The 22,886-nt window shown below is 42.2% G+C and carries 22 protein-coding genes; 10 read left to right on the top strand and 12 right to left on the bottom strand.

Annotation, left to right across the window (positions count from 1 at the left end):
- Positions 1–78 precede the first annotated feature (78 nt).
- From hemA to ACEQZT_RS14665, 4 genes are read left to right on the top strand one after another with little or no spacing between them, the layout of a single operon-like run.
- A complete protein-coding gene (hemA, locus tag ACEQZT_RS14680; protein WP_370090208.1) occupies positions 79–1,329 on the top strand; it encodes a glutamyl-tRNA reductase in 1,251 nt (416 codons plus the stop codon).
- 27 nt (positions 1,330–1,356) lie between these two features.
- Positions 1,357–3,498 (top strand): WG repeat-containing protein, encoded by a 2,142-nt coding sequence (locus ACEQZT_RS14675; RefSeq protein ID WP_370090207.1) that lies wholly within the window; start codon positions 1,357–1,359, stop codon positions 3,496–3,498.
- 48 nt (positions 3,499–3,546) lie between these two features.
- The gene (locus ACEQZT_RS14670) at positions 3,547–5,511 is read left to right on the top strand and encodes a PAS domain S-box protein (RefSeq protein WP_370090206.1); all 1,965 of its coding nucleotides are present in this window, start codon (positions 3,547–3,549) and stop codon (positions 5,509–5,511) included.
- On the top strand, positions 5,498–5,884 hold the full coding sequence (locus tag ACEQZT_RS14665; protein WP_370090205.1) for a response regulator: 387 nt from the start codon (positions 5,498–5,500) through the stop codon (positions 5,882–5,884). Before ACEQZT_RS14670 ends, ACEQZT_RS14665 begins: the two co-directional genes overlap by 14 nt.
- Here ACEQZT_RS14665 and ACEQZT_RS14660 read toward each other — a convergent pair.
- Positions 5,860–6,462, bottom strand: a complete 603-nt coding sequence (locus ACEQZT_RS14660) for a ribonuclease HII (protein WP_370090204.1) — start codon at positions 6,460–6,462, stop codon at positions 5,860–5,862. The genes ACEQZT_RS14665 and ACEQZT_RS14660 overlap by 25 nt on opposite strands.
- Positions 6,463–6,597: 135 nt before the next feature.
- Here ACEQZT_RS14660 and ACEQZT_RS14655 point away from each other — a divergent pair, with 135 nt between their 5' ends.
- Together ACEQZT_RS14655 and msrA are read left to right on the top strand one after the other, a co-directional pair.
- Positions 6,598–8,943, top strand: a complete 2,346-nt coding sequence (locus ACEQZT_RS14655; RefSeq protein ID WP_370090203.1) for a carboxypeptidase-like regulatory domain-containing protein — start codon at positions 6,598–6,600, stop codon at positions 8,941–8,943.
- 87 nt (positions 8,944–9,030) lie between these two features.
- Positions 9,031–9,666 (top strand): peptide-methionine (S)-S-oxide reductase MsrA, encoded by a 636-nt coding sequence (gene msrA / locus ACEQZT_RS14650; RefSeq protein ID WP_370090202.1) that lies wholly within the window; start codon positions 9,031–9,033, stop codon positions 9,664–9,666.
- 32 nt (positions 9,667–9,698) lie between these two features.
- Here msrA and ACEQZT_RS14645 read toward each other — a convergent pair whose 3' ends face one another.
- Positions 9,699–10,217, bottom strand: a complete 519-nt coding sequence (locus ACEQZT_RS14645; protein WP_370090201.1) for an AAA family ATPase — start codon at positions 10,215–10,217, stop codon at positions 9,699–9,701.
- Positions 10,210–10,824, bottom strand: a complete 615-nt coding sequence (pnuC, locus tag ACEQZT_RS14640) for a nicotinamide riboside transporter PnuC (RefSeq protein WP_370090200.1) — start codon at positions 10,822–10,824, stop codon at positions 10,210–10,212. Before pnuC ends, ACEQZT_RS14645 begins: the two co-directional genes overlap by 8 nt.
- A gap of 92 nt (positions 10,825–10,916) precedes the next feature.
- Here pnuC and guaB point away from each other — a divergent pair, with 92 nt between their 5' ends.
- Entirely contained in the window at positions 10,917–12,386 is a 1,470-nt protein-coding gene (guaB, locus tag ACEQZT_RS14635) for an IMP dehydrogenase (protein ID WP_370090199.1), read from the top strand.
- Positions 12,387–12,447: 61 nt separating this feature from the next.
- Here the strand turns inward: guaB and ACEQZT_RS14630 are convergent, their stop codons facing one another.
- The 5 genes from ACEQZT_RS14630 to ACEQZT_RS14610 form a co-directional block, all read right to left on the bottom strand.
- Positions 12,448–13,110, bottom strand: coding sequence for a phosphatidylserine decarboxylase family protein (locus ACEQZT_RS14630; protein WP_370090198.1), 663 nt, complete (start codon positions 13,108–13,110; stop codon positions 12,448–12,450).
- Between the two features lie 104 nt (positions 13,111–13,214).
- Complete coding sequence (locus ACEQZT_RS14625; RefSeq protein ID WP_370090197.1) at positions 13,215–14,489, bottom strand: Glu/Leu/Phe/Val dehydrogenase; 1,275 nt, start codon at positions 14,487–14,489, stop codon at positions 13,215–13,217.
- 66 nt (positions 14,490–14,555) lie between these two features.
- The gene (locus tag ACEQZT_RS14620) at positions 14,556–15,374 is read right to left on the bottom strand and encodes a phosphatidate cytidylyltransferase (RefSeq protein WP_370090196.1); all 819 of its coding nucleotides are present in this window, start codon (positions 15,372–15,374) and stop codon (positions 14,556–14,558) included.
- Positions 15,367–15,573, bottom strand: coding sequence for a hypothetical protein (locus ACEQZT_RS14615; protein ID WP_370090195.1), 207 nt, complete (start codon positions 15,571–15,573; stop codon positions 15,367–15,369). The genes ACEQZT_RS14620 and ACEQZT_RS14615 overlap by 8 nt, the downstream gene beginning before the upstream one ends.
- A complete protein-coding gene (locus ACEQZT_RS14610; protein ID WP_370090194.1) occupies positions 15,566–16,438 on the bottom strand; it encodes a lysostaphin resistance A-like protein in 873 nt (290 codons plus the stop codon). Before ACEQZT_RS14610 ends, ACEQZT_RS14615 begins: the two co-directional genes overlap by 8 nt.
- Positions 16,439–16,473: 35 nt before the next feature.
- Between ACEQZT_RS14610 and dusB the strand changes: the two genes are divergently transcribed.
- From dusB to ACEQZT_RS14595, 3 genes are read left to right on the top strand one after another with little or no spacing between them, the layout of a single operon-like run.
- Positions 16,474–17,469, top strand: coding sequence for a tRNA dihydrouridine synthase DusB (gene dusB / locus ACEQZT_RS14605; RefSeq protein WP_370090193.1), 996 nt, complete (start codon positions 16,474–16,476; stop codon positions 17,467–17,469).
- 21 nt (positions 17,470–17,490) lie between these two features.
- Positions 17,491–17,934: a PH domain-containing protein gene (locus ACEQZT_RS14600; RefSeq protein WP_370090192.1), complete on the top strand. Its 444-nt coding sequence runs from the start codon at positions 17,491–17,493 to the stop codon at positions 17,932–17,934.
- A 21-nt stretch (positions 17,935–17,955) separates the two neighbouring features.
- A complete protein-coding gene (locus tag ACEQZT_RS14595; protein ID WP_370090191.1) occupies positions 17,956–18,864 on the top strand; it encodes a DMT family transporter in 909 nt (302 codons plus the stop codon).
- Here the strand turns inward: ACEQZT_RS14595 and ACEQZT_RS14590 are convergent.
- The 4 genes from ACEQZT_RS14590 to ACEQZT_RS14575 all read right to left on the bottom strand — a co-directional run bounded on the left by ACEQZT_RS14590 (position 18,837) and on the right by ACEQZT_RS14575 (position 22,885).
- On the bottom strand, positions 18,837–20,258 hold the full coding sequence (locus ACEQZT_RS14590) for a DASS family sodium-coupled anion symporter (protein ID WP_370090190.1): 1,422 nt from the start codon (positions 20,256–20,258) through the stop codon (positions 18,837–18,839). The two genes, ACEQZT_RS14595 and ACEQZT_RS14590, sit on opposite strands and share 28 nt — an antisense overlap.
- A 9-nt stretch (positions 20,259–20,267) precedes the next feature.
- Positions 20,268–21,185 (bottom strand): hypothetical protein, encoded by a 918-nt coding sequence (locus tag ACEQZT_RS14585; RefSeq protein WP_370090189.1) that lies wholly within the window; start codon positions 21,183–21,185, stop codon positions 20,268–20,270.
- A gap of 80 nt (positions 21,186–21,265) precedes the next feature.
- Complete coding sequence (locus ACEQZT_RS14580; protein ID WP_370090188.1) at positions 21,266–21,508, bottom strand: hypothetical protein; 243 nt, start codon at positions 21,506–21,508, stop codon at positions 21,266–21,268.
- Positions 21,509–21,727: 219 nt separating this feature from the next.
- Positions 21,728–22,885, bottom strand: coding sequence for a homogentisate 1,2-dioxygenase (locus ACEQZT_RS14575; RefSeq protein WP_370090187.1), 1,158 nt, complete (start codon positions 22,883–22,885; stop codon positions 21,728–21,730).
- Position 22,886: the final 1 nt, after the last annotated feature.

The following is a 22,886-nucleotide window of genomic DNA, read 5'->3' as shown; positions in this document are numbered from 1 at the left end:
CTAAATAAGGGTTAGCTGATTTTTATCACAACCAATATACGCAACCCGCTGTTATTTTTGCGATCCTAATTGATTGAGATGGAAGGATTTAAGGCTTTAGGACTGTCATATAAAAACACCCCAATTGAGATTCGGGAGAAAATAGCTTTTAGCGAGGTTGAATCAACAAACTTTTTGCTAAAGCTAAAAGAGATGTTCTCTGTTGATGAAGCTCTGCTAGTTTCTACCTGCAACAGAACTGAAATTTATTTCTCTTCAGGTGCTGATTTATCAGACGATATTTTGGGATTGATGGCCAGTTTTAAAGGGATTGAATCAAAAAAGTTGGAAGACTTCATCATAAGATATGATGCTAATGAGGCATCTCTTCATCTCTTTAATGTTGCGCTTGGTCTTGAGTCGCAGGTCTTGGGAGACATTCAGATCAGCAATCAGGTAAAGCGTGCATATCAGCAAAGTGCAGACTTAAGTCTCGCAGGCCCACACCTTCACAGGCTGATGCACACAATCTTCTTTGCCAACAAGCGAGTGGTTAAAGAAACCAGACTTCAAGATGGAACTGCATCGGTGGCGTCTGTAGCAGTTGATTTAATTGGCGGGTTCATTGGAAATATTTCCAATCCAAGAATTGCGCTGATTGGACTAGGCGAGATAGGTCAAAATGTTCTCGACAACCTAAACGCAGAAGAGGCATCCATCACACTTGTAAACAGGACCAAGTCAAAGGCCATTAAGCTAGCCGAGGGAAGAAATATTTCCGTTTGTGATTATTCAGATCTGGACAATGTGATAGCGAATAATGATGTCATCATTTCAGCAGTTTCCACTTCTACTCCTATCATCGGAGCATCAAACTTCAGCTCAAAGTCAATTCATAAACTTTTAATCGATCTATCTGTACCCAGAAGTATGGATACAGATTTAGACAATGTTCCTGGCATTTCATTGTACAATGTGGATCAGCTCACTGAGCGAACATTAAAAGCCAGGAAAGTGAGAGAGAAGTCCATCCCTGATGTAAAAAAAATCATCGAGGAAGAGCTGAAGGGTTTCAAAAGCTGGAGGAGTGAAATGGAGGTTTCTCCTACAATCCAAAAATTGAAGAACGCTCTTGATCAGATCCGAAAAGAGGAGTTGGCAAGACATAAGAAATTATCAGATAAGGAAGTTGAGCTTTTGGAAACTGTAACTAAAAACATGATCCAAAAGGTCATAAAGCTGCCAGTTCTTCAACTGAAAGCAGCTTGTAAGCGGGGCGAGGCAGAGACATTAGTAGGGGTGCTTAATGACTTGTTTAACCTTGATGCCGCAGAAATAGAAAAGAAATAGCCCCGCTTTATATTTGTCAGTGGGAGTATGCGCGCACTATCGTCCATCTTACTTTTTATTTCCATTTCGTTGGCGTTCGCTGAGGATTTTACCGTTTTTGAAAAGGGCGGTTATTATGGTATTAAGGATCAATCAGGTGCTGTTACCGTACCCGCAGTTTATGAAAGACTAGGTTGGTCAGATGGCTCTTCAGAGGTTCGCAATGGAGTCATAGGCTATAAGCAAAATGGCTCTTGGGGGCTGATCACCGTTCGAAACAAACCGCTGACACAGCAGAAATTCTACACAATCGTTCCAATTTCAGCCAATTACTTCAAAGCTTCTATAAAGGGAAAATTCAGCAACAGACTTTTTCACGGAATATTAGATAAAAAGGGTAAGACCCTGGTAAGTTTTAACTACTTCACGATTGATCCATTCGGCGTTAACTGGCTGGTTAGTGATTTTGATGGAAACCGTCAGCTTTTTGGAGTTGTATCCATGAATAATGAAGTCGTCATACCTACCAAATACAAGCGGGTAAGCGAGGTAAATTCGCTTTTGATTGCTGAGCAGCCTGGAAGCAAAATTGACCTTTATAAAAACGGAGGTCAGTTAATTCAGTTGGGTTTGGACTCTCTTACCAACACTTATGATGGTGTCACAGCATATAGAGATGGTTATGCCGGATACTTGCTTTCAAGTGGCTCTGTTGTTTATGATTTTGATTACAAAAAATTCAGGCTGGAGAACTCCCAGGTCAAGCCCGTGAGCTTTCCAGAGTGGAAGATCTATCAAAAGGATACATTATTTCTCTCGTGGCAATGTGATTCACTTTCTATGAGTGAAAATGGTATGTTGATCGCTTTCCTGAACGGCGCTCACCATTTTCTTTTGAAGAATGAGACATTACTTTCCAATCATGAGCTAGTCTTAAAGGAAGTTTCCACCGACAAAATGATTGTTCAAAACAGCAAATCGCGCCAGTGGTCTGTCTTGCTGGAGGATGGAACTGCCATCATAAAGCAATATGATTCCATACACGCCATGGGAGATTTTTTTGGTGCTAGAAATCATACCGGATGGAATCTTCATCACTCTACTGGTCAGCAGATGAATCGGTTTCCATTCCAAGAGCTGAAGCCGGGAGTGGAGGGACAATTTCTAGCCAAAAAGAATGATCATTGGGGCATTTTAACATCCGATGCAAGCGAGCTTTCCAGCTTTAAATATGACAGTATCGTAGCTGATGGAGATGCTTATGTTGTTTCTTATTTGAATATGTGGGGAACCATGAATACGAATGCCGAGTGGATCATTCGCCCTTCATTTCAAGAAATATTCAAGCATAATGATATTCTAATTGGCAGGCGCGGGAGAGGGTATAGTGTATTTAGCAAAGGTGAGTTCAAGTTCAAAACCACCGCTAAGCCTACTGACAGGATTGGCGAATTCACGCTCATGCTTTCAGAGGAATTAAAAATGGGATTGCTCAACGACTATGGGGAAATGGTGATTTACCCTTCATATGATAGAATTCAGATGGTTGGCGATCACTTCACTCTTTGGGATAGCACAGGAGTCTCACTCGCGGAAAAGACCGGAAGAATAATTCTGAAGCCTGAGGAAAACTATCAGGAAGTATCTGGTTTTAGCGAAGAATATTTTTCTGTCAAGAAAGAAAATCGATGGGGATTTGTAGATGATCATGGAAGGTTGAGAATTAGCAATAGATATGATGATGTAAGAACTTTTCAGGAAGGCATGGCGCCAGTCAAACTGAGGGAAAAATGGGGGTTTATTAACAAAGAGGAGCATTTGGTGATACAACCCTATTATCAATCGGTTACAAAATTTAACGATGGCGTATCAGTAGTGCAGATAGATGGCAAATACGGGCTGATAAACACCGAAGGAAAGGAAGTTCTTGAACTTATTTGGAAATCTATCAACCGATTGCCAACAGGTAATTATATTGTGCAAAATATGGATGATCAATTTGGACTAGTAAATGGAGCCGGACGTTTCATTTTGAGATCGGAGTATGATCATCTACAAGATTTTGGGAATCAGGTTTTGGTTTCCAAAGGTGGAGCTTGGGGAGTCTTAGACTATTCCGGGCATCAAATTTTTAAGATTAACCATGAAGAAATCAAAGTTGTCAAAAACCTCACCATGGTAAGAAACTGATTTCTTCAAACTATAATAAAAGGGTAAACCAGCTAATTGCCCACGTATATGGATTTTAACCAACTTCTGGAATCAGTCAACCAGAACATCAGTGAAGCTGTCTTTAGGAGCGATAAGGACGGTTTGATTTACGTCAACAATGCTTTTGTGAAGATGTTTGGGTTTTCATCTGAGGAGGAGGTAAGAAAGCAAGCAATTTCTAATATGTATAAGGATCCGAAAGACCGAATGAGGTTGATCAATAAGCTCAACGCAAATCATTCGTATGAAAATGAGGAGGTGACCTTTCGAAGAAAGGATGGGTCAGAGTTTGTAGGTCTGGTGAGTACGATCATGCACTCGGATGAAACCGGTAATGTTTTCTGGGATGGCGCGATACGAGATGTAACAAAGGAGCGTGAATTTCTAGATAAGATTAGATCCAGGGAGCAACTGCTTGAAAGCATCAACCGAAATATCAATGAAGCCATTTATCGGAGCGAAAGCAAAAAAGGGATCATTTATGTAAATGATGAATTTGTGAAGATGTTTGGCTATGATTCTATCCAGGAAATAATGGACATGGATCCGATGGATTTGTATAAGAATCCAGAGCAACGAGATGAGGTGGGTAAAGAAGTCCTTGAGAAAGGCTCGATTGAAAATAAAGAAGTAGAGTTCAGGCGAAAAGATGGAAGCACTTTTTGGGGATACCTAAACTCTATCAAGATAGAAGGGGTAGACGGGAAAGTATACTTTGATGGTGCAGTTAGGAATATAACAAAGGAGAGAGAAGCCGAGCAAGCACTGATCAAGTATGCTGAAATGCAACGTATCCTTATCAATCTTTCCACAAAATATATAGACCTACCACTTGAGGAGGTGGAGCAGGCAATTAATGACTCTTTGAGGGAATTGGGCGTGTTTGTGGGCGCAGATCGTTCCTACGTTTTTGATTTCAACAAAGAGCTAGGCATTTGCAACAATACATTTGAATGGTGTGCAAATGGGATTAGTCCGGAAATTCATAACAATCAAAACCTGCCACTGGAGATAATGCCAGAGCTGGTAAATGCCCACTTGAAAGGTGAGCCGATGATTGTAAATGATGTCTCAAAATTGACTAAACCAGACTTCAAGGAGTTACTGGAATCTCAAAAGATTAGAAGTTTGATGACTATGCCTATGATACACAACAAGGAGTGCGTAGGCTTTGTTGGTTTTGACTGGGTGAGAAAGTATCATCAAGCCAGCGAGAAAGAAGTCTTATTGTTGGAGCTATTCTCTGAAATGCTGGTCAATATTCGAATTCGCTCTCACAATGAACGTGAGCTGCACAAGTTGTTTAGCAAGACCATAGAGCAGAATCAACGTCTTAAAGATTTTTCGTACATCACCTCGCATAATTTCCGATCTTCGGTTGCCAATCTGGTGGGGTTGCTTACTATCATCGAAGATGATCCCGGGAACAAGGAATATTTTGAAATGCTAAAGGCCACCGCGTTGAAGCTCAACCTGGCCATTGACGCAATCAATGATTTGCTCAATTTCGAAAAGGATATTTCCATGCTGGAGAAGGATGAGATAAATCTGAAAGAGGTGATAAAGGATGTGATATTGCTCAACCGAAAGACGGCAAATGAAAAAAATATCGAATTTGATATGAATATCCCGGAAGATTTAACATTGCGTATTCTTCCCGCCTATTTACAAAGTATCCTGCATAATCTCATTACCAATGCGATGAAATACGGCGTAACGGAAAAGCATCAAAAGATCACAATTTGCGCAAAAAAAGATTCAAAAGAAGTACTTTTAACAGTGGCAGACCAGGGAAGGGGTATTGATTTGGAGCGGTTTGGCGGAAAAATGTTTCAGCTTGGGTCCAGATTCCACGCCGATGAAGAGAGCGGTCACGGTATGGGGTTGTATATGACCAAGCAGCAAGTGGAAGCCATAGGAGGTCGAATAGAAGTGGAAAGCGAGATTAACCAAGGGACTAAGTTTAAGGTATTTTTTAATGCAGAATCCTAATAAAATTCTATTAGTAGATGATGATCCTATTTTTCTTACATTGGCAGAACTTGCCATAAAGAAGGAGCAGACATCCATAGAAATATTTAAAGCGATGAATGGTGAAGAAGCGATTGAATTCCTGAAGAATCAATCAGTAGATATCATCTTTTTGGATTTGAATATGCCAGTGATGAATGGGTGGGAATTTTTGGATGCATTTCCACAGTTGAAAAACAGGGGAGACCAGATTTATATCCTCACTTCATCGATTGATCCATCTGACCAGCGAAAAGCTGATGAAAACCCATACGTGACTTCCATGTTGGAAAAGCCGCTAGACAGAGAGAAAATTGCAAATACGCTAGCTCAATCAGGAAACAGCTCCAACTGACTCGGCAGTAGCTGAAAGCTCATGCGATGATGTGGCGTTGATCCCATTTCTTTTAGTCCTTCTCTATGTTCACGTGTAGGATAGCCCACGTTCGTTTCCCATCCATATCCAGGAAAATCAATCGCAAGCTGGCGCATAAGATCATCACGATGCGTTTTTGCTAAAACAGATGCAGCGGCAATGGAATAAAACTTCCCATCCCCTTTTATGATACATTCAAACGGAATGTCTATGGTTGATTTAAATCGATTGCCATCGATGAGGAGAAGTTCAGGAGTGACTTTTAATTTTTCTACTGCCCGTTCCATCGCGAGGTAGCTGGCATTTAGGATATTTATCTCATCTATCTCGCCAGGAGAGGCCACACCTACACCCCACGCAATGGCATCATTAATGATTTCTTTTCTAAGCTCCATCCGTTGCTTCTCTGTGAGTTGCTTGGAGTCATTTAGTACTTTATGCTTATAGTTTTTCGGTAAAATAACCGCCGCTGCAACCACCGGACCAGCCAGACATCCACGCCCAGCTTCATCACATCCGGCCTCTATTTTTTCCTTTTGAAAGTAGGGTTTGAGCATCGTTCAAAGTTACAATGGTGTTAAATAAAATTGATCTTGACTTTTTCATTTAAAAAAAGATCGATGAGGATGAAGCTTTTCGAAAATTTTGTCGTCTATATCCCAAACACACACTACTAACACTGCTAATTATTAATGAAAAAACTTACTTCGGGCATGTTGCTAATCATATCCGCAATCGCCCATTCTCAATCCCTTACCCAAACAATCAAAGGACAAATAACGGACGAACAATCAGGGTCTCCAATTATTGGAGCTACCGTTCAGATTTTAGGAAGCGACCCTCCAATGGGAGGCATAACTGATGTTGAAGGGTTTTACAAGATTGAAAAAGTGCCAATCGGGAGGCAAACACTAGGTATCTCGTACCTTGGCTATGAGTCAATTGTAATACCTGATGTATTAATAGGCGCAGGTAAAGAGGTTGTCATGAATGCCAAGCTCATCGAATCCCTTCAGCAACTTGATGAGGTAGTGGTCACCTCTGAAAATCAGGAAAAAGGGCAACCAAGGAATGAATTAGCTACCATCTCGGCTATATCATTAGGGATGGATGAAATTAGTCGATTTCCAGCCACATTTGATGACCCTGCAAGAGCCGCTCTGACATACGCCGGAGTTCAAACTGGCGGAGACGATCTGCTGAACGAAATTGTGATTCGAGGGAATTCCCCAAAAGGAATTTTGTGGAGGTTGGAAGGAGTTGAAATCCCTAATCCCAATCATTTTACAGCTATTGGTTCCTCGGCAGGTGGAATAAGCATGCTTAGCAATAATATGCTGGCCAATTCTGATTTCTTCACCGGGGCATTTCCCGCTCAATATGGAAACGCCACATCTGGAATTTTTGATTTACAGCTAAGACAAGGAAATTTCGATAACCATGAACATGCTGTTCAAGCCGGGTTATTAGGAATTGCTGCTGCATCTGAGGGGCCTTTGTCTAAAAACGGGAGAGCATCATACCTACTCAACTATAGATACTCCACACTCGCACTTTTGACTGAATTAGGCTTGGATATTCTGGGCGAAGAAGAAGACATCACCTTTCAGGATCTATCATATAAAGTTCGCATTCCAACCAAGAAATTTGGGTCATTCTCTCTTTGGGGGTTAGGAGGTAGAAATACTTATCAATTTATTCCAAATGAATCCTCGGGAAGCTGGGAGAATGATATCGAAAAACAAAATACTGGAGCTGCTGGAATAACGAATGTTTATTATGTGGGTGAAGATTCTTTTTTTGAAACAATCATTTCTGGTTCCTATAATCAGTTAAAAAGCGTCTATGATTCTCTAGATGTACTAACGCTGGAATCAAGCGATTTCATAGAATCACAGCTGAGATTTTCAACTTATTTCAACCATAAATTTTCAGCCAGGCATACCATGAGGATCGGTACGGTATTGAGCAGGTTAGGATATAATCTCAACAATACCTATTGGGACAGACGAGCAGATCAGTTTGTAACACCACTGGATGAAGATGACCATGCCGGATTCTATCAACTATTTGGCAACTGGCAATTTAGAACCAGCGATCGATTCACGTTGAATTCTGGTCTTCATATTTCACATTTTGCGCTGAATGGGAAAACCTATGTTGAACCCAGACTAGGCTTTAGGTGGGATAGGGGGTCGCACGCATTTTCTGGAGGGGTTGGATTCCATAGCAGAATGGAAACAATCGCATTATATACTGCTCGTCAGTATCAAGAAGACGGCTCTTTTGTGCAAAACAATAAAGATCTTGGATTTACTCAGGCATTTCATTCAGCACTTGGATATGAAAAAATGCTGCAACCTAAGCTCAGGTTCAAGGCTGAAGTGTATTATCAACATCTATTCAATGTTCCAATTTGGCCAAATGACACCACATCAAACTATAGCCAGCTAACCTTCTCCACGTTAAACACCTTTGATGGGTATACGACCTCAGAATTAGCGAATAATGGAAAGGGTAAGAATTACGGAGTAGAACTGACACTTGAGAAATTTCTTACAAATGGATTTTACATGCTTAGTACTGCGTCTCTTTACAAATCTACCTACACCGGGTCAGATGGGGTAGAAAGGAGTACGCAGTTTGATGGTGGTTACATCTATAACTTCCTGGCTGGAAAAGAATTCAAGATTGGAAGCAGTGGAAACAACACACTTAGTCTAAATGGAAAACTAATTTTTGCGGGAGGTAAAAGACAAGCTCCAATAGATATTGGAGCTTCTATTAATGAAGGCTACACTGTTTATAATTATCAAGAAAACTACGAGCTTAAGCTTGATGGATATTTCCGGATGGATTTTGGAATCAGCTACCGAAAAAACAGGAAGAGAACCACATCTGTGATCTCCCTTGACATCCAAAACTTGACTCAACGTGAAAACGAATTTTTCAGATACTATAATGTCGGTCAGCGGAGGATTGAATCTGACTCTCAAATCAGTTTCTTTCCTAACCTGAGCTATCGCATAGAATTTTGATATTTAAATTGCAAGAGCGACTACATTTCCGTCCATTGATAAATCGATTGATATAGTATAGTCGTACATTGATTAAAATCGAAAACCATGAAGTACATCACTTTAATTGCGAGCATTTTTGTTTTCAGTTGTCAGACTCAGGGAAATAATCGGAGTGAGGCAAAAAATTCAAGTTCAGTCATTGATTATCAAAAACTAGATACGGCCACTTTTGCTGGCGGATGCTTCTGGTGTGTGGAGGCTTCCTTTGAACAAATCAAGGGAGTGGTCGAGGCTGTCTCCGGGTATGCAGGAGGTGATAAATCCACTGCAGATTATGGGTTGGTTAGTTCCGGAAGGACCGCTCATGCAGAGGCTGTTCAGGTCTATTATGATCCATCTATCATTAGCTATGAAACATTACTAGAAATTTTCTTTACGGCTCATGATCCTACCCAGCTCAATAGGCAGGGGCCGGATGTGGGACCTCAGTATCGTTCCGAAATATTTTATCATAATGAAGAACAAAAGAGGCTTTCGGAAGCTAAAATGGAGGAACTTGCACCTCAGTTTTCCCAGCCGATAGTTACCAAATTGAGCAAATTGGATGGATTTTATTTGGCGGAGGAATATCATCAGAATTATGAGGTAAATCATCCGGACAATCCATACATACGAAATGTATCGCGACCAAAAATTGAGAAGGTGGCTAAGAAGTTTAAGGATATTCTGAAAACCGACTAGAATGTCATGCCGGACTTGATCCGGCATCTTTCTTAATTAGTAAAGAAATTATCCATTGCATTAACCGCACATTCCTTGCGCTCGCCTTCAATGCCGGATACAATGGCGAAAGGAAGCTTATGGTTTTCTAAATAGCTTTTGTAAACCTCGAAAAAATGCTTCCTCAACTTTGGATGCTCGCGCTGTGGGTCGGGAGTCCAGGGAATGTCAATGTTATTTAGGAGATAGAAATCAAATTTTCTCCCTTCAAGTTGCTCTTCAATCCAAGCATCAGTATTCCCATATTTGTGATCGCTCCAAATTTTGATCACAATCAAATTAGTGTCACAAATGAGGTATTTGTTTGCGTACTCTGCTTTCTCATCTTCCCAGGAAATTTGTCCTTCCGCGATTGATTTCAAGTCGTGCTGCTCATAATCCCGATCCAGCCTATCGATGTAAAATCGTGCATACTCAGGCACCCATTCCGTATCGTAATGCCTGGCCAAGTGCTGACACAGTTCACTTTTGCCAGTAGATTCCGGCCCGATAACAGCAACCCGTTTAATCATCACTTTCCTCTATGACTAACTTGGATTTCCATGAAATCCAACCCATGATAGCCAGTGCAGTGAAAACTAGAAACTGAAGGCTCGTGAACGGCAATCCCTTATAGATGTACAATGGAATTGAAATCAGGTCACACGCTATCCAAAAAAGCCAGTGCTCGATTTTCTTTAGTGCCATCAGATACATACCTGTAATCGCTAGACCTGTGGTAATGGAATCAATGATTGGCACGGTGCTGTCCGTGAACTTGATCAACATGATATAAATGAATACAGCAGCAAAAACGAAAGTGGAGATGTTTACAACATGACCCCAACCGGAACTCTTGGTGATTGGAATCTGACTTCTGGCAATATCTTTCGTGTTTTTCCAATTCCACCAGCCATATACACTCATCACAAAATAGTAGGCATTGATCCCGGTTTCTGCATAGAGCCCGTATTCGTAAGTGAGGTATACAAATATTACAACGCTAATAATTCCGAAAGGATAGACAAGAATATTTTCTTGTTTACTAAACCAAACACTAGTGATACCGCAAATCACAGCGATAAACTCCAGCCAGGTGGTTTCAAGTAATTGATCGTAAAATGAGTTCCAAATTTCCATACGGTAAAAATATGTCTTGTGATAGTACTTATTCTATGGAACCAGCATAATTTTGCACGGCAAATAATCATTACAGTTCAGTATTATTTGCCATGACGACAAACGAAAAATTCCTCTTCGAAGCGCTCACCTATGATGATGTGCTTCTCCTTCCAGGTTATTCTGAAGTACTTCCCCGAGACACTGACACATCTGCTCAGATCACGAGAAATATCCGCTTAAACATCCCACTGGTATCTGCTGCGATGGATACAGTTACAGAAGCCAAGCTAGCTATTGCTATGGCGCTTGAGGGTGGAATCGGAATTATTCACAAAAACATGTCAATTGAGCAACAGGCTATTCAGGTGCGGAAGGTGAAGCGTTCCCAAAGTGGAATGATCCTCGACCCAATTACCCTGAATATTGATGCAGCTGTAGGAGATGCAGAGGCAATCATGAAGGAAAATAAGATTGGAGGGATTCCTGTTGTTGATAAAGATGGTAAGCTGATTGGCATAGTAACCAACCGTGATCTTCGCTTCGAAAAGAAGCCTAAGAAGCCGGTAAAGGATATCATGACCAAGGATAATCTGATCACAGCAACAGCAGAAGTGGGCTTAACAGAGGCCGAGGCGATCCTGCAGGAGCACAAAATTGAGAAGCTCCCAATCGTAGATAAAAATGGCAAACTAACTGGACTGATTACCTACAAAGACATTCTTAAAAATAAGGACCGCCCAAATGCTTGTAAGGATGAATATGGCAGGTTGAGAGTAGGTGCGGCTGTTGGTGTGACGCCTGACATTGAGGATCGAATCGTAGCTCTAGTAAAGGCCGGTGTAGATTTGGTTTCTATTGATACGGCGCATGGTCATTCAAAGGGGGTGATCGATATGGCTAAGCGAATTAAAAAAGTATTTCCAGATCTGGAAACGATTGTTGGAAACATTGCGACCGCAGAAGCTGCGAAAGCGCTGGTGGAGGCCGGAGCAGACGCTATCAAAGTAGGAGTCGGACCTGGTAGTATTTGTACCACACGTGTTATCGCCGGTGTAGGTGTTCCTCAGCTGTCTGCAGTATATGAATCTTCACAAGCCATCAAAGGCTCTGGTGTACCAATAGTAGCCGATGGCGGTATCCGATTCTCAGGTGATGTGGTAAAAGCGATTGCAGGAGGAGGAAATACAGTGATGATTGGATCACTACTTGCGGGTACCGAAGAAGCACCGGGTGAAGTGATTTTGTACGAAGGAAGAAAATTCAAATCTTACCGAGGAATGGGATCTGTAGAGGCAATGGAGGAAGGCTCTAAAGATCGCTACTTCCAGGATGCGGAAGACGATATCAAGAAGCTTGTTCCAGAGGGAATCGTAGGACGAGTACCATTCAAAGGATCTGTTCAGGAAGTTCTTTACCAGATGGTAGGGGGACTGAAGGCAGGTATGGGCTACTGTGGTGCCGGAACTATCGAGGCTTTGCAGGAAGCCAAGTTTGTGAAAATCTCCGGAGCTGGTGTGGCGGAAAGCCACCCGCACGATATTCATATTACGAGAGAGGCGCCTAATTATAGTAGGAAGTAAACTTAGATTTTAGATGCTAGACTTTAGACAAAAGACAATACAATCTAAAATCTAAAGTCTTTTATCTTTTGTCTAAATATGCCACCTCCGTCTCGCCACCTTTAGTCAGGTCACCAATCTTTACTTTGATGTCTGCGTCTAGAGGGAGGAATAGATCTACCCGGCTACCAAAGCGAATGAAACCTACGGATGTTCCCTGCTCTACCGCATCTCCTACTTTCGGATAGAATGCAATCCGTCGCGCTACTGCACCCGCAATCTGTCTCATGAGGATGGTGACGCCATTTTCAGTTTTGAATCCTACAGAGGTTCGTTCATTATCCGTACTGGATTTTGGATGCCATGCTACCAGGAATTTACCGGGATGATATTTAAAGAAATCCACCACTCCTTTGATCGGGCTTCTGTTTACGTGCACATTGAGCGGAGACATGAAGATCGAAACCTGAATACGATCTTCTTTGTGATATTCTCCTTCGTAAGTTTTTTCAATCACCACTACTTTTCCCTCTGCAGGGGCATAGACAACTCCGTCTTTTGGAGGAGTGATCACGTTAGGATTTCGGAAGAATCGCACCACCAGAATCATAAAGATGATGGCAATCACTGCAATGATCAGCTGAATGATGAATATCGGGATAAGCCAATAAAGTAGCGCATACAATCCCCCTGTCAGCACAGCCATCAAAGGGATCATTTTTATACCTTCCTTGTGTATCCTCATTTTCTAATTGCTTTTTAGAATGTCATGCTGAACGAAGTAAAGCATCAGTTAGATTCTTCGCTCTGCCCAGAATGACACAAAAATAATGGTTGCCGTCCCACGGCCTAGAAGCCACCTCGATATTTGTAAGTCTTAGCCACCTTGTCGATTGCCACGATGTAAGCTGCAATACGCATACTCACACCATATTCTTCTGATGTCGCATATACTTTATCAAATGCGGTCTTCATGATTCTGTCAGACCGTCGGCTAACTCGCTCACGTGTCCAGCCATATCCAAGTCTGTTTTGCACCCACTCAAAGTAAGAAACAGTCACACCGCCGGCATTCGCTAGAATATCCGGCACAGCTAAAATCCCTTTTTCATTTAGGATGGCGTCAGCTTTCGCAGATGTAGGGCCATTGGCGCCCTCTACGATCATTTTCGCTTTAATCTTATCAGCATTATCCTTGGTGATCACATCCTCAATGGCAGCTGGTACAAGCACGTCTACCTCCAAAAGAAGTAACTCTTCCGGATCAATTTTTTCTGCTCCACCAAAGCCCTCCAAGCTACCATTGTTTGCATCTCGATACTCCATCGCTTTTTTGATGTTGATACCTTCAGCATTGTGGTACGCTCCCGAAAGGTCGCTAATAGCTACGATGTTTACACCACGCTCCTCAAGGAGCTGAGCGGCCCATGAGCCCACATTTCCAAAGCCCTGAATAGCACAGGTAGCTTTGAAAGGATTAATTTTTTGTTTCTCCATGGCAGCAAGTGCGGAGATCATCACACCTCTGCCGGTTGCTTCCGTGCGGCCAAGTGAACCTCCAAGAACAAGCGGCTTCCCAGTCACCACAGAGTTTACAGTCATGCCATGGTTTCGAGAATACTGGTCCATCATCCAGGCCATTTCTCTTGGTCCTGTTCCCATATCAGGAGCCGGAATATCTCTATCCTTCCCAAACACGTCGTGCATTGCTTGAGTGAATGCACGAGTTAGTCGTTCTACTTCACCGGCAGACATTTCACGAGGATTACATTTGATTCCACCCTTGGCACCACCGTAAGGGATATCCACCACGGCGCACTTCCAGGTCATCCATGCGGCTAGTGCTTTCACCTCATCAATGTTCACGTCCATGTCATAGCGCACCCCACCTTTGGATGGTCCTAAGATGGTTGAGTGAATCACGCGATAGCCTTCAAACACTTTGATGGAGCCATTGTCCATCGTTACCGGCAAAGAGACGATTACCTGCTTGGCAGGCGTCTTCAATACATCATAAACTTGCTGATCCAAACCAAGATGCTCTGCAGCGATCTGGAAGCGAGACATCATCGATTCGAAAGGGTTATCTCTGTCCTTTATTGGCGCGGGTTCTATATATGCCATAGGAATAAAATAAAATGGGGTCTGTTGTTATTTTGACCGCAAAGCTAAGGGGAATTCTACTTCTCTTTAGAATAATTTCAAGAAAACTACGACAAATGGAACGGCAATTAAAAGGCTGTCAAAACGATCCAGAAATCCACCATGTCCAGGGATGATGGTGCCCGAATCTTTTATTTGAATCGATCGCTTAAAATGTGACTCAACCAGGTCACCGTAGGTGCCAGCTATTACCACGATTATTGCTACGCTGATCCACTCTATTTCATTGAGTCCGGTGAAATAAAAACCAATAACAATGGCTACCAAAACAGCCGTAGCTGCTCCTCCAATACTGCCTTCCCAGGATTTTTTTGGGGAGATGCGTTCAAAAAGCTTCGTACGCCCGAAAAGGATGCCTGTGAAATAAGCCCCGACATCATTAGCCCAGGTTAGGAAGAGTAGTCCAAGAATTATTTCATAGGAGTATTCACCACTATGAAAAACAAGAAGATTGGTCAGTGCAAAGGGAACTGCCACGTACATAATGCCAAGATAGAACAGCGCAATATTTATGAAAGGATGCACATCGCTCTTCTTGTAAAGCTTGATCAGAAAGACAAAAGATGCCAGCGGGAAGAGCATGACGTAGTGCTGATTTGATAAAAAATCCGACTCAATGAAAAAGGTAATGGTGAAGAGCAGTGCTCCAATCGTTACTCCCAGAAAACGAATGGGCAGATAACTCTGCAACCTCATCAACCGATAAAACTCCCAGATGGTAAGGCACGAGATAGATAGGAATACGGCAAAAAATCCCCACTCGCTCCACAGGAGTGATAAAATGATGATCATGCCACCAATGATGGCAGAGAAAAATCTCGGAATTAGATCGGGATACTTACTCAAATTTTATTTCTTCTTTTATAATTCGGATTGCCCTGATCACATGATCAGGTGCCACAAAGATTTCAAAATTTCCGAAACCATGCTGGGAAACTTGCTTGTTGATTTTCACGGGTGACATGCCTTTGTCATCCAGAACAGCTTTTACGATATCTACTCGATGTTCCTGGTCATCGGAGTAGACAGCTTGCCAATCACGCATTTTGAAATTTTTTGTAAAACATTCGGATAAGCACAAAAGAAATGATTGCAAAAATTAAAACTGCAGGCCAGGGTGCAGCTTGCTCCATTTGCTCGGGACTTACCTCCACAATTTCCTTTTGAGCGAGGTAAAGAGCGATGAGTGCAAGCCCATTATTCAATAAATGACCGAGCATAGCCACACTGAGCTTGCCACTCCAGTGATAGAGATATCCAAAAAGGACACCAAGAAACATTCGCGGCATCACCCCAAAAAATTGCATGTGTATAGCCGCAAAAATGAAGCCCGTCAACCAGATGGCAACATGATGATTAGCGAAAGCTTTGGAAAAAAGATTTTGAATTAGCCCTCTAAATAACAGCTCCTCACCGATAGCCGGTATTACAGCAACTACCACCAGCGCCAAAATAAAATGCGTGGTTGAAGTAAAATTGGTTAGATGTTCGGTTAAAACCTTCAGCTGCTCTTCAGACCTTTTTGCCCATGCTGCAAAATCTGAATCCCCAAAATCAAGGTTCATATTCCATTCGCCTATCGCACTATTGACTACCATGAAGCTGATGGAAATTAAAATGGTGAGCCCAGCAGTGTGCCAGGAGATTTTAGGGAAAAAGTCTGTAAACGGAATCCTAAGACCCACTCCTATGAAAATAGCGGGGAGTCCAATGAAAAGAAAAACGGATGCCACCCCCTGAATAGACAGCATCAGGATTGGGTTCATATTCAGGATCATATCGGTATCGACATCAGCATCGCCACTACCTAGCAACATCATGATGGAGATGTAGGCTGTGAGCATGATACTGAAGATCCAGGCGCGCGATCGCTGTTTATCTTTCGGGTTATTTCTTAGAATGTCCTGCATATGGCTAACTTTGCGGACAAATATAACCGTTCAAGGTGGTTAAAATCAGTGACATAGAAATAGGAGAGTTTCCATTGCTACTTGCTCCCATGGAGGATGTGAGTGATCCGCCATTCCGTGCAGTGTGCAAGCAAAATGGGGCAGATTTGATGTTTACCGAGTTCATCTCTTCTGAGGGGCTGATCCGGCATGCGGAGAAGAGCGTGCAGAAGTTAGACATCTATGATTATGAACGCCCGATAGGCATTCAGATTTTCGGTGATAAGATCGAGTCCATGCGTGAGGCTGCTGCTATTGCAGAGGAGGCGAATCCCGAAATTATTGACATCAACTATGGTTGTCCGGTAAAGAAAGTGGCTTGCAAGGGAGCTGGTGCAGGTATTTTACTTGATCTTCCGAAGATGCAAAAAATGACGGAGGAGATCGTGAAGCAGGTGAACAAGCCTGTAACTGTCAAGACTCGTCTGGGTTGGGACGACTCCACTATCAAAATACAAGAGGTGGCCCATCGTCTTCAAGATGTGGGCATTCAAGCTTTGAGTATCCATGGGCGAACCAGAAAGCAGATGTACAAGGGCGAAGCAAATTGGGATCCGATCGCCGAAGTAAAAAATGATCCGGGTATTCACATTCCTATTTTTGGAAATGGAGATATTGATTCTCCAGAAAAAGCTATGGAATATAAAAACAGATATGGTGTTGATGGCATCATGATTGGCCGAGCCGCCATTGGGTATCCCTGGATCTTTAATGAAATCAAGCACTTCATGAAAACTGGTGAACATCTGGATGCTCCAAGTTTGGAAGAGCGCGTGAGAGTGGCTGTACAACATCTTGATTTTTCTATTGAGTGGAAAGGTGAGAAATTAGGTCTTTTCGAAATGCGCAGACACTACACCAATTACTTCAGAGGAATCCAAAACTTTAAGCCAACACGAACAACATTGGTAGAGTCAGAATCTTATGAAGAGGTAAAAGACACTCTACTCCAAATACCCGCCATGTACGAGGAAGCTGCGGTTTTCAGTTAAGTAGGTTAACTTAACGGAATCATGGTTTACTATTCGCGAAGAAGTTGGGTTCTAGGTATTTTTTTATGGGGAATTATTGGATTTTCCTACTATCATGTTGGTGTGGATAGATTAGGCCTATTGGACTTTTTCATCTTGTCTTTTGTTAGTATCCTCTGGTTTGGTTTGAGGTATGAAATAAAGGAGGGTAGTCTGCTTATTAAGATTGGTCCTTTCAAAATTTATACGATTTCCATTGGTGAGATAATCTCTATAAACCGAAGCTATAATCCACTTAGCTCCCCTGCCGTTTCCTTAAAACGGATAAAAATAGATTTCAAGAAAAGTTCGGTGCTGATCTCACCAAGTAAGGAAAGGGACTTCATTCAAAATCTAAAAGAAATAAATCCAGACATTTATTGCGGTATTAGCTGGAAGGAAGAAAATGAATCAATTCTTGCGAGATTTGTTTATTCAATTTTGTAGCTCAATTATTTGCTCAACTTCATGCAAAAATCACCACTATTAGCCTGGGCACTTTTGCTCATTTTGGCATTTATCTGGGGTAGTTCGTTTATTCTAATCAAGAAAGGATTGATCGGTCTTTCACCCCAGGAAGTGGGGTCTTTAAGGATTGTTGCAGCTTCATTATTTCTCCTTCCGTCTGCACTTAAGAGGTTCAATTCAATTGATAAAAAGAAGATTCCATACTTTGTTTCTGTAGGATTGCTGGGAAGTCTGGTGCCTGCTTTTCTGTTCGCTATCGCCCAAACTCAGTTGGCAAGTGCTATTACAGGAGTGCTAAATGCGCTGGTACCTATTTTCACCATTCTGATTGCGTTATTGGTTTTCAAACAAAAGCAGACGAGTAAGGTTTATGTTGGGGTTTTTATTGGCTTCATTGGGACGGCTATTTTGATTACTGCCGGGGAGGGAAATGCGCTAACAGGTATCAATGCATACGCTTTATTGGTGGTGCTTGCGACCATTTGCTATGCCTCCAATCTCAATTTGATTAAACAGAAGTTGAATGACGTTCATGCTGTGACAGTGACCAGCGTTTCTCTGTTATTGGTAGGCCCATTGGCCACCATTTACCTCTTTGGCTTCACAGACTTTTGGTCAAAGTTTAATCATGTCGAAGGAACGGGAATAGCTACTTTTTATATCTGTTTGTTAGGCGTGTTAGGTACAGCCATAGCCTTGATCATTTTCAATAAAGTTTTGCAAATGAAAGACGCATTGTTTGCTTCTTCTGTCACCTACATCATTCCCATTTTTGCAGTGATGTGGGGAGTACTTGATGGTGAGCGACTTTACTTGTGGCACTACATCGGAATGGTAGCAGTCGGAATTGGAGTATATATCGCCAACACCAACCGGGCGGCTTATAAAAAAGCAGGTAAAAGCAAGTAAACGAGCAGGCTTATCAGCAAGCTCGAGACAATGTTAAGCCATACTCCGGCTCTTACCATATCATTCATTTTTAATTCACCTGAGCTAAAGACGATTGCGTTTGGTCCGGTGGCAATTGGCAGCATAAAAGCGCACGAAGCGGCCATTGTGGCCGGAACCATGAGCAAAAATGGGTGTACACCAATTGCATCTGCAAGAGAAGCAAGAACGGGCAGCATGATAGATGCAGTGGCAACATTTGAGGTGACTTCTGTAAGGAAATTTACCACCAGTGCTATAATGAGAATGGTAAGGAAAAGCGGCAATTCCTTTACTCCTGCAAGTTGAAGCCCGAGCCATTCTGCAAGTCCTGAACTTTGGAATGCGGCGGCCAGGGAGAGTCCGCCACCAAAAAGGATGATTACACCCCAGGGAAGCTTCTCGGCTTCATTCCATGTTAGCAGAGGCTTTCCATTTCTTTTTTTCGACGGAATGATAAACATGGTCAGAGCCGCACCTATAGCAATCACGGTATCGTTGATTCCAGGTATAAACTGACTCAATACGAACGATCTTGTGATCCAGAGAATGGCTGTCAAAACAAAAACGAAGGCCACTGCTTTTTCTTCCTGAGACATTTTGCCTAGAGTTTTCTTCTCCCTCTCGATCAAATCTTTTCCTATTGGAATTTGCACTTTGTGAAGTGGAAACACCAAGCGTGTGAGCACGACCCAGCAAAACCATAGCATGATTAATGAAAATGGGAGTGCAAAAGACATCCAACTGGCGAAGCTGAATTCCTGATTGTAGAGTTTGGAAGCTATAGAAACAAAAATAGGATTGGTTGGTGTGCCTACTAGTGTGGCCACACCTCCAATGGATGCTGAAAAAGCAATTCCCAGTAAAAGTGCCTTGAAAAATAGTTTTCCCGACTTTCCTGTCAGCTCTTTTACTTCAGCGATGAGGGCTGTCCCGATAGTCACCATCATCAGGGTGGTTGCTGTATTGGATATCCACATGGACAGCAATCCTGTAGCTAGCATAAATCCCAAAACGATCAGTCTCGAGTTGGTCCCGACAGCAGAAATTATACTGATAGCGATTCTTCTATGTAGATTCCATTTCTGCATGGCGATGGCAATGATGAATCCACCTAGAAAAAGATACAACATTTTATCCCCGAAAGCGGCTGTGGTTTGTCCAATGGGCGCTCCACCTGTCAATGGGAGAAGAACAATGGGCAAAAGCGCAGTAGCTGAAATTGGCAGGGCCTCCGAAAGCCACCAACTAGCGATCCAGAGAGTAGAAGCTAAGACTGCATTTGCCTCAGCGGTGAGTCCTTCAAAAGGACTGCTGAAAAATACGATACAAAATAAAAAGGGCCCGATAACGAGCCCAATTCTTTTCCTGATCATAATAGAAGGTTAAACTGAGTCTTCCTGCAATTTCTCAAAATCAAACTCATTTAAGAAATTTTTAGCCTGATCCAGGTTCTGGAAGTCATACTCCTTGATTTCACCCCTGCTTCCATGAATCTCAATTTTCACAACTGTGATTCTACCATCATGGGAAAGCGGATCGTCAATAAGTCTTCCACCGTCAGACTGATCTTTGATTTTATGTGATAGTACTACTGTTTTTCGTTTGATACGATTACAGTAAGAGCACTTAAATTCTTTCAAAAGCTCACCATCCTCTGTGCTGGTAGCTTCTTTCACAATTTCTTCTTTCTGAAGTCTGAGTGTCTGAAAGCCACATCTATCGCACTCATGAGCACTCAAGTGGCCTTTATATTTTTCAATTTTAGTGTATCCCGTGGCTTCATCGATCCATACATCATAATCTACCGAGAACACATTTTCTTCTGCCTGCATCCCTTCATCCAGGTAAGCATCTTCTTCGTCTTCACTCAGAAGTTTCATCTTGTTCCCGTTCTCAGGATTGATACGTGGAGTGTATCTGAGCTTCTTTAACTTCTTTTCCAGCACACCAGGGTAGTAAAATTTCAGGATCAGCTGAGCTATATATCCATAAAGGACACCAATACACATGGATACAAATAGCCTGATAAAGAACCACAGTGGATCTAGCTTCATTGTTTCATACTCCAGCGTATTGCAGAATAGAAAAAGGGCTATTGCTACCAAAATATGGCCTGATAGGAGCTTTTTAGTCTCCTTTTCACTGGCAAGGTCAAATTTTTCCTTGAAGGTGCTCTTAGAGGCGAAGCTAATTTTGTAGATGACATAATTTAATATGCCGATACCTAGTACTACAAAGACGAGGATGTAAACGATTTGCTGCCACTTGGCTAAGAAATCGAGGTAAAAATCATTATTCATAAGGGTGACAAGTTTCAACAAAAATAAGACGATTTAAAAAATCGACAACTTTCTTAAAAACAGTACGAATTTTCGCTCCCCTAATTGTTTGCCGAATTAACTTTTTTCGATGGCTCTGAAAGGATCACTTCAAGGATGGAAACGCTTTGTGCGTAGGGATTGATTGTGTTTACTTGAGGTTGTTCTTTCACAGGAAGTAAAGACGCCCACTTGGAAAGCTCTTTGTGTGCCACCACTGCCAATCTTTCCTCAGCTTCCATTAAGAAAGCAAAAGTGCCGAGTAGCAGCAGTAGCGTTATGAGTTTATTGAGCTTGGGTTTCATAGTCTTAGTCCTTTTTCTAAATGAGCGTCTGTCACTTCTTGTTTTGAAAACCTAACCTTGCTTTAAGGATGAACACAACCCCCTAAAAGTTGCATCACCTCTCAAAATTTACGAATCCAGATGTTAAATGCAGTTAAATAATGTTATAAGGCGCATTTGACCACCCGAATTGTACAGAAAGTACTGCGGTAAGCAGGAATGGTTACAAGGACTAAGGAATTACTTCCAGCTCATCGGATATTGGTCATCGACATATTGCAGGCCTGTCTCTGTCACGTAGAGCGGGCCAAAAGTATCCAGCATTACTGCCAGCTCTTCAGTTTCTTTCGCTCCGATGCTGGCCTCTACAGTTCCCGGATGCGGTCCATGAGGCAATCCTCCAGGATGTAAGGTGAATGACCCACGATCGATTCCTTTTCGACTCATGAAATTTCCTTCTACATAGTAAAGCACCTCGTCCGAATCAATATTAGAATGATTATATGGTGCAGGGATGGCTTGAGGGTGATAGTCAAAAAGTCTTGGAACGAAAGAGCAGATCACATAGCCGTGAGCCTGAAATGTCTGATGAACCGGAGGTGGTTGATGGATTCTTCCGGTAATCGGCTCAAAATCATGGATGGACAAAGCATACGGATACAAATACCCGTCCCAGCCTACCAGATCAAACGGTGAGTGAGCATAGTGATAATCATGCAGCATGTCTGAGTGCTTGATCTTCATCAAATAATCACCTTTTTCACTTTCGGTGACCAGCTCTGAAGGTGGCCTGATGTCTCGCTCACAATAAGGTGAATGCTCAAGCAACTGACCCAATTCATTTCGGTATCTTTTAACCGTTTCTACCGGGTTAGTCGATTCAATTATCAAAAGTTTAAGTGGCCCTTCATCCCACTCCAATCGATAGATTGTAGTGCGGGGAATCACAACATAGTCACCTTGTTTGATCCTCAGCTTACCAAATTGTGAATACAGGTAGCCATTTCCATCGTGGATGAAGATCACCTCATCTTCCTGTCCATTTTTATAATAATAATCCATCTTCCTTGATGTAGGATGGCATATAGACATGGAAACATCTTTATTTTTTAGTAGCACCTTTCTTGCTTCAAGAAAATCATCTCCGGTTGTTTCAACTTTTGATGTATTGAGGTGTGTTTGCTTCAGGGTGTAGTCTTTGGCGATTTCCTCTTTCCATGGAATAGACTTCCCAACCTTTTCCACACGTGTAGGGGGATAGGTGTGGTATAGATTGGAATAGATGCCGGAAAACCCACGTGAGGAAACAAGCTCTTCTGCGTACAGACTTCCGTCCGGCTGTCTGAATTGTGTATGTCTCTTTGGGGGAATCTCCCCTAATCGGTGATAGTACGTCATG

Origin of the sequence: Ekhidna sp. (assembly GCF_964218185.1) — a bacterium.
Lineage (GTDB): Bacteria > Bacteroidota > Bacteroidia > Cytophagales > Cyclobacteriaceae > Ekhidna.
Note: the sequence above shows the minus strand (reverse complement) of the source record. Positions and strands in the feature narration are given on the sequence as shown.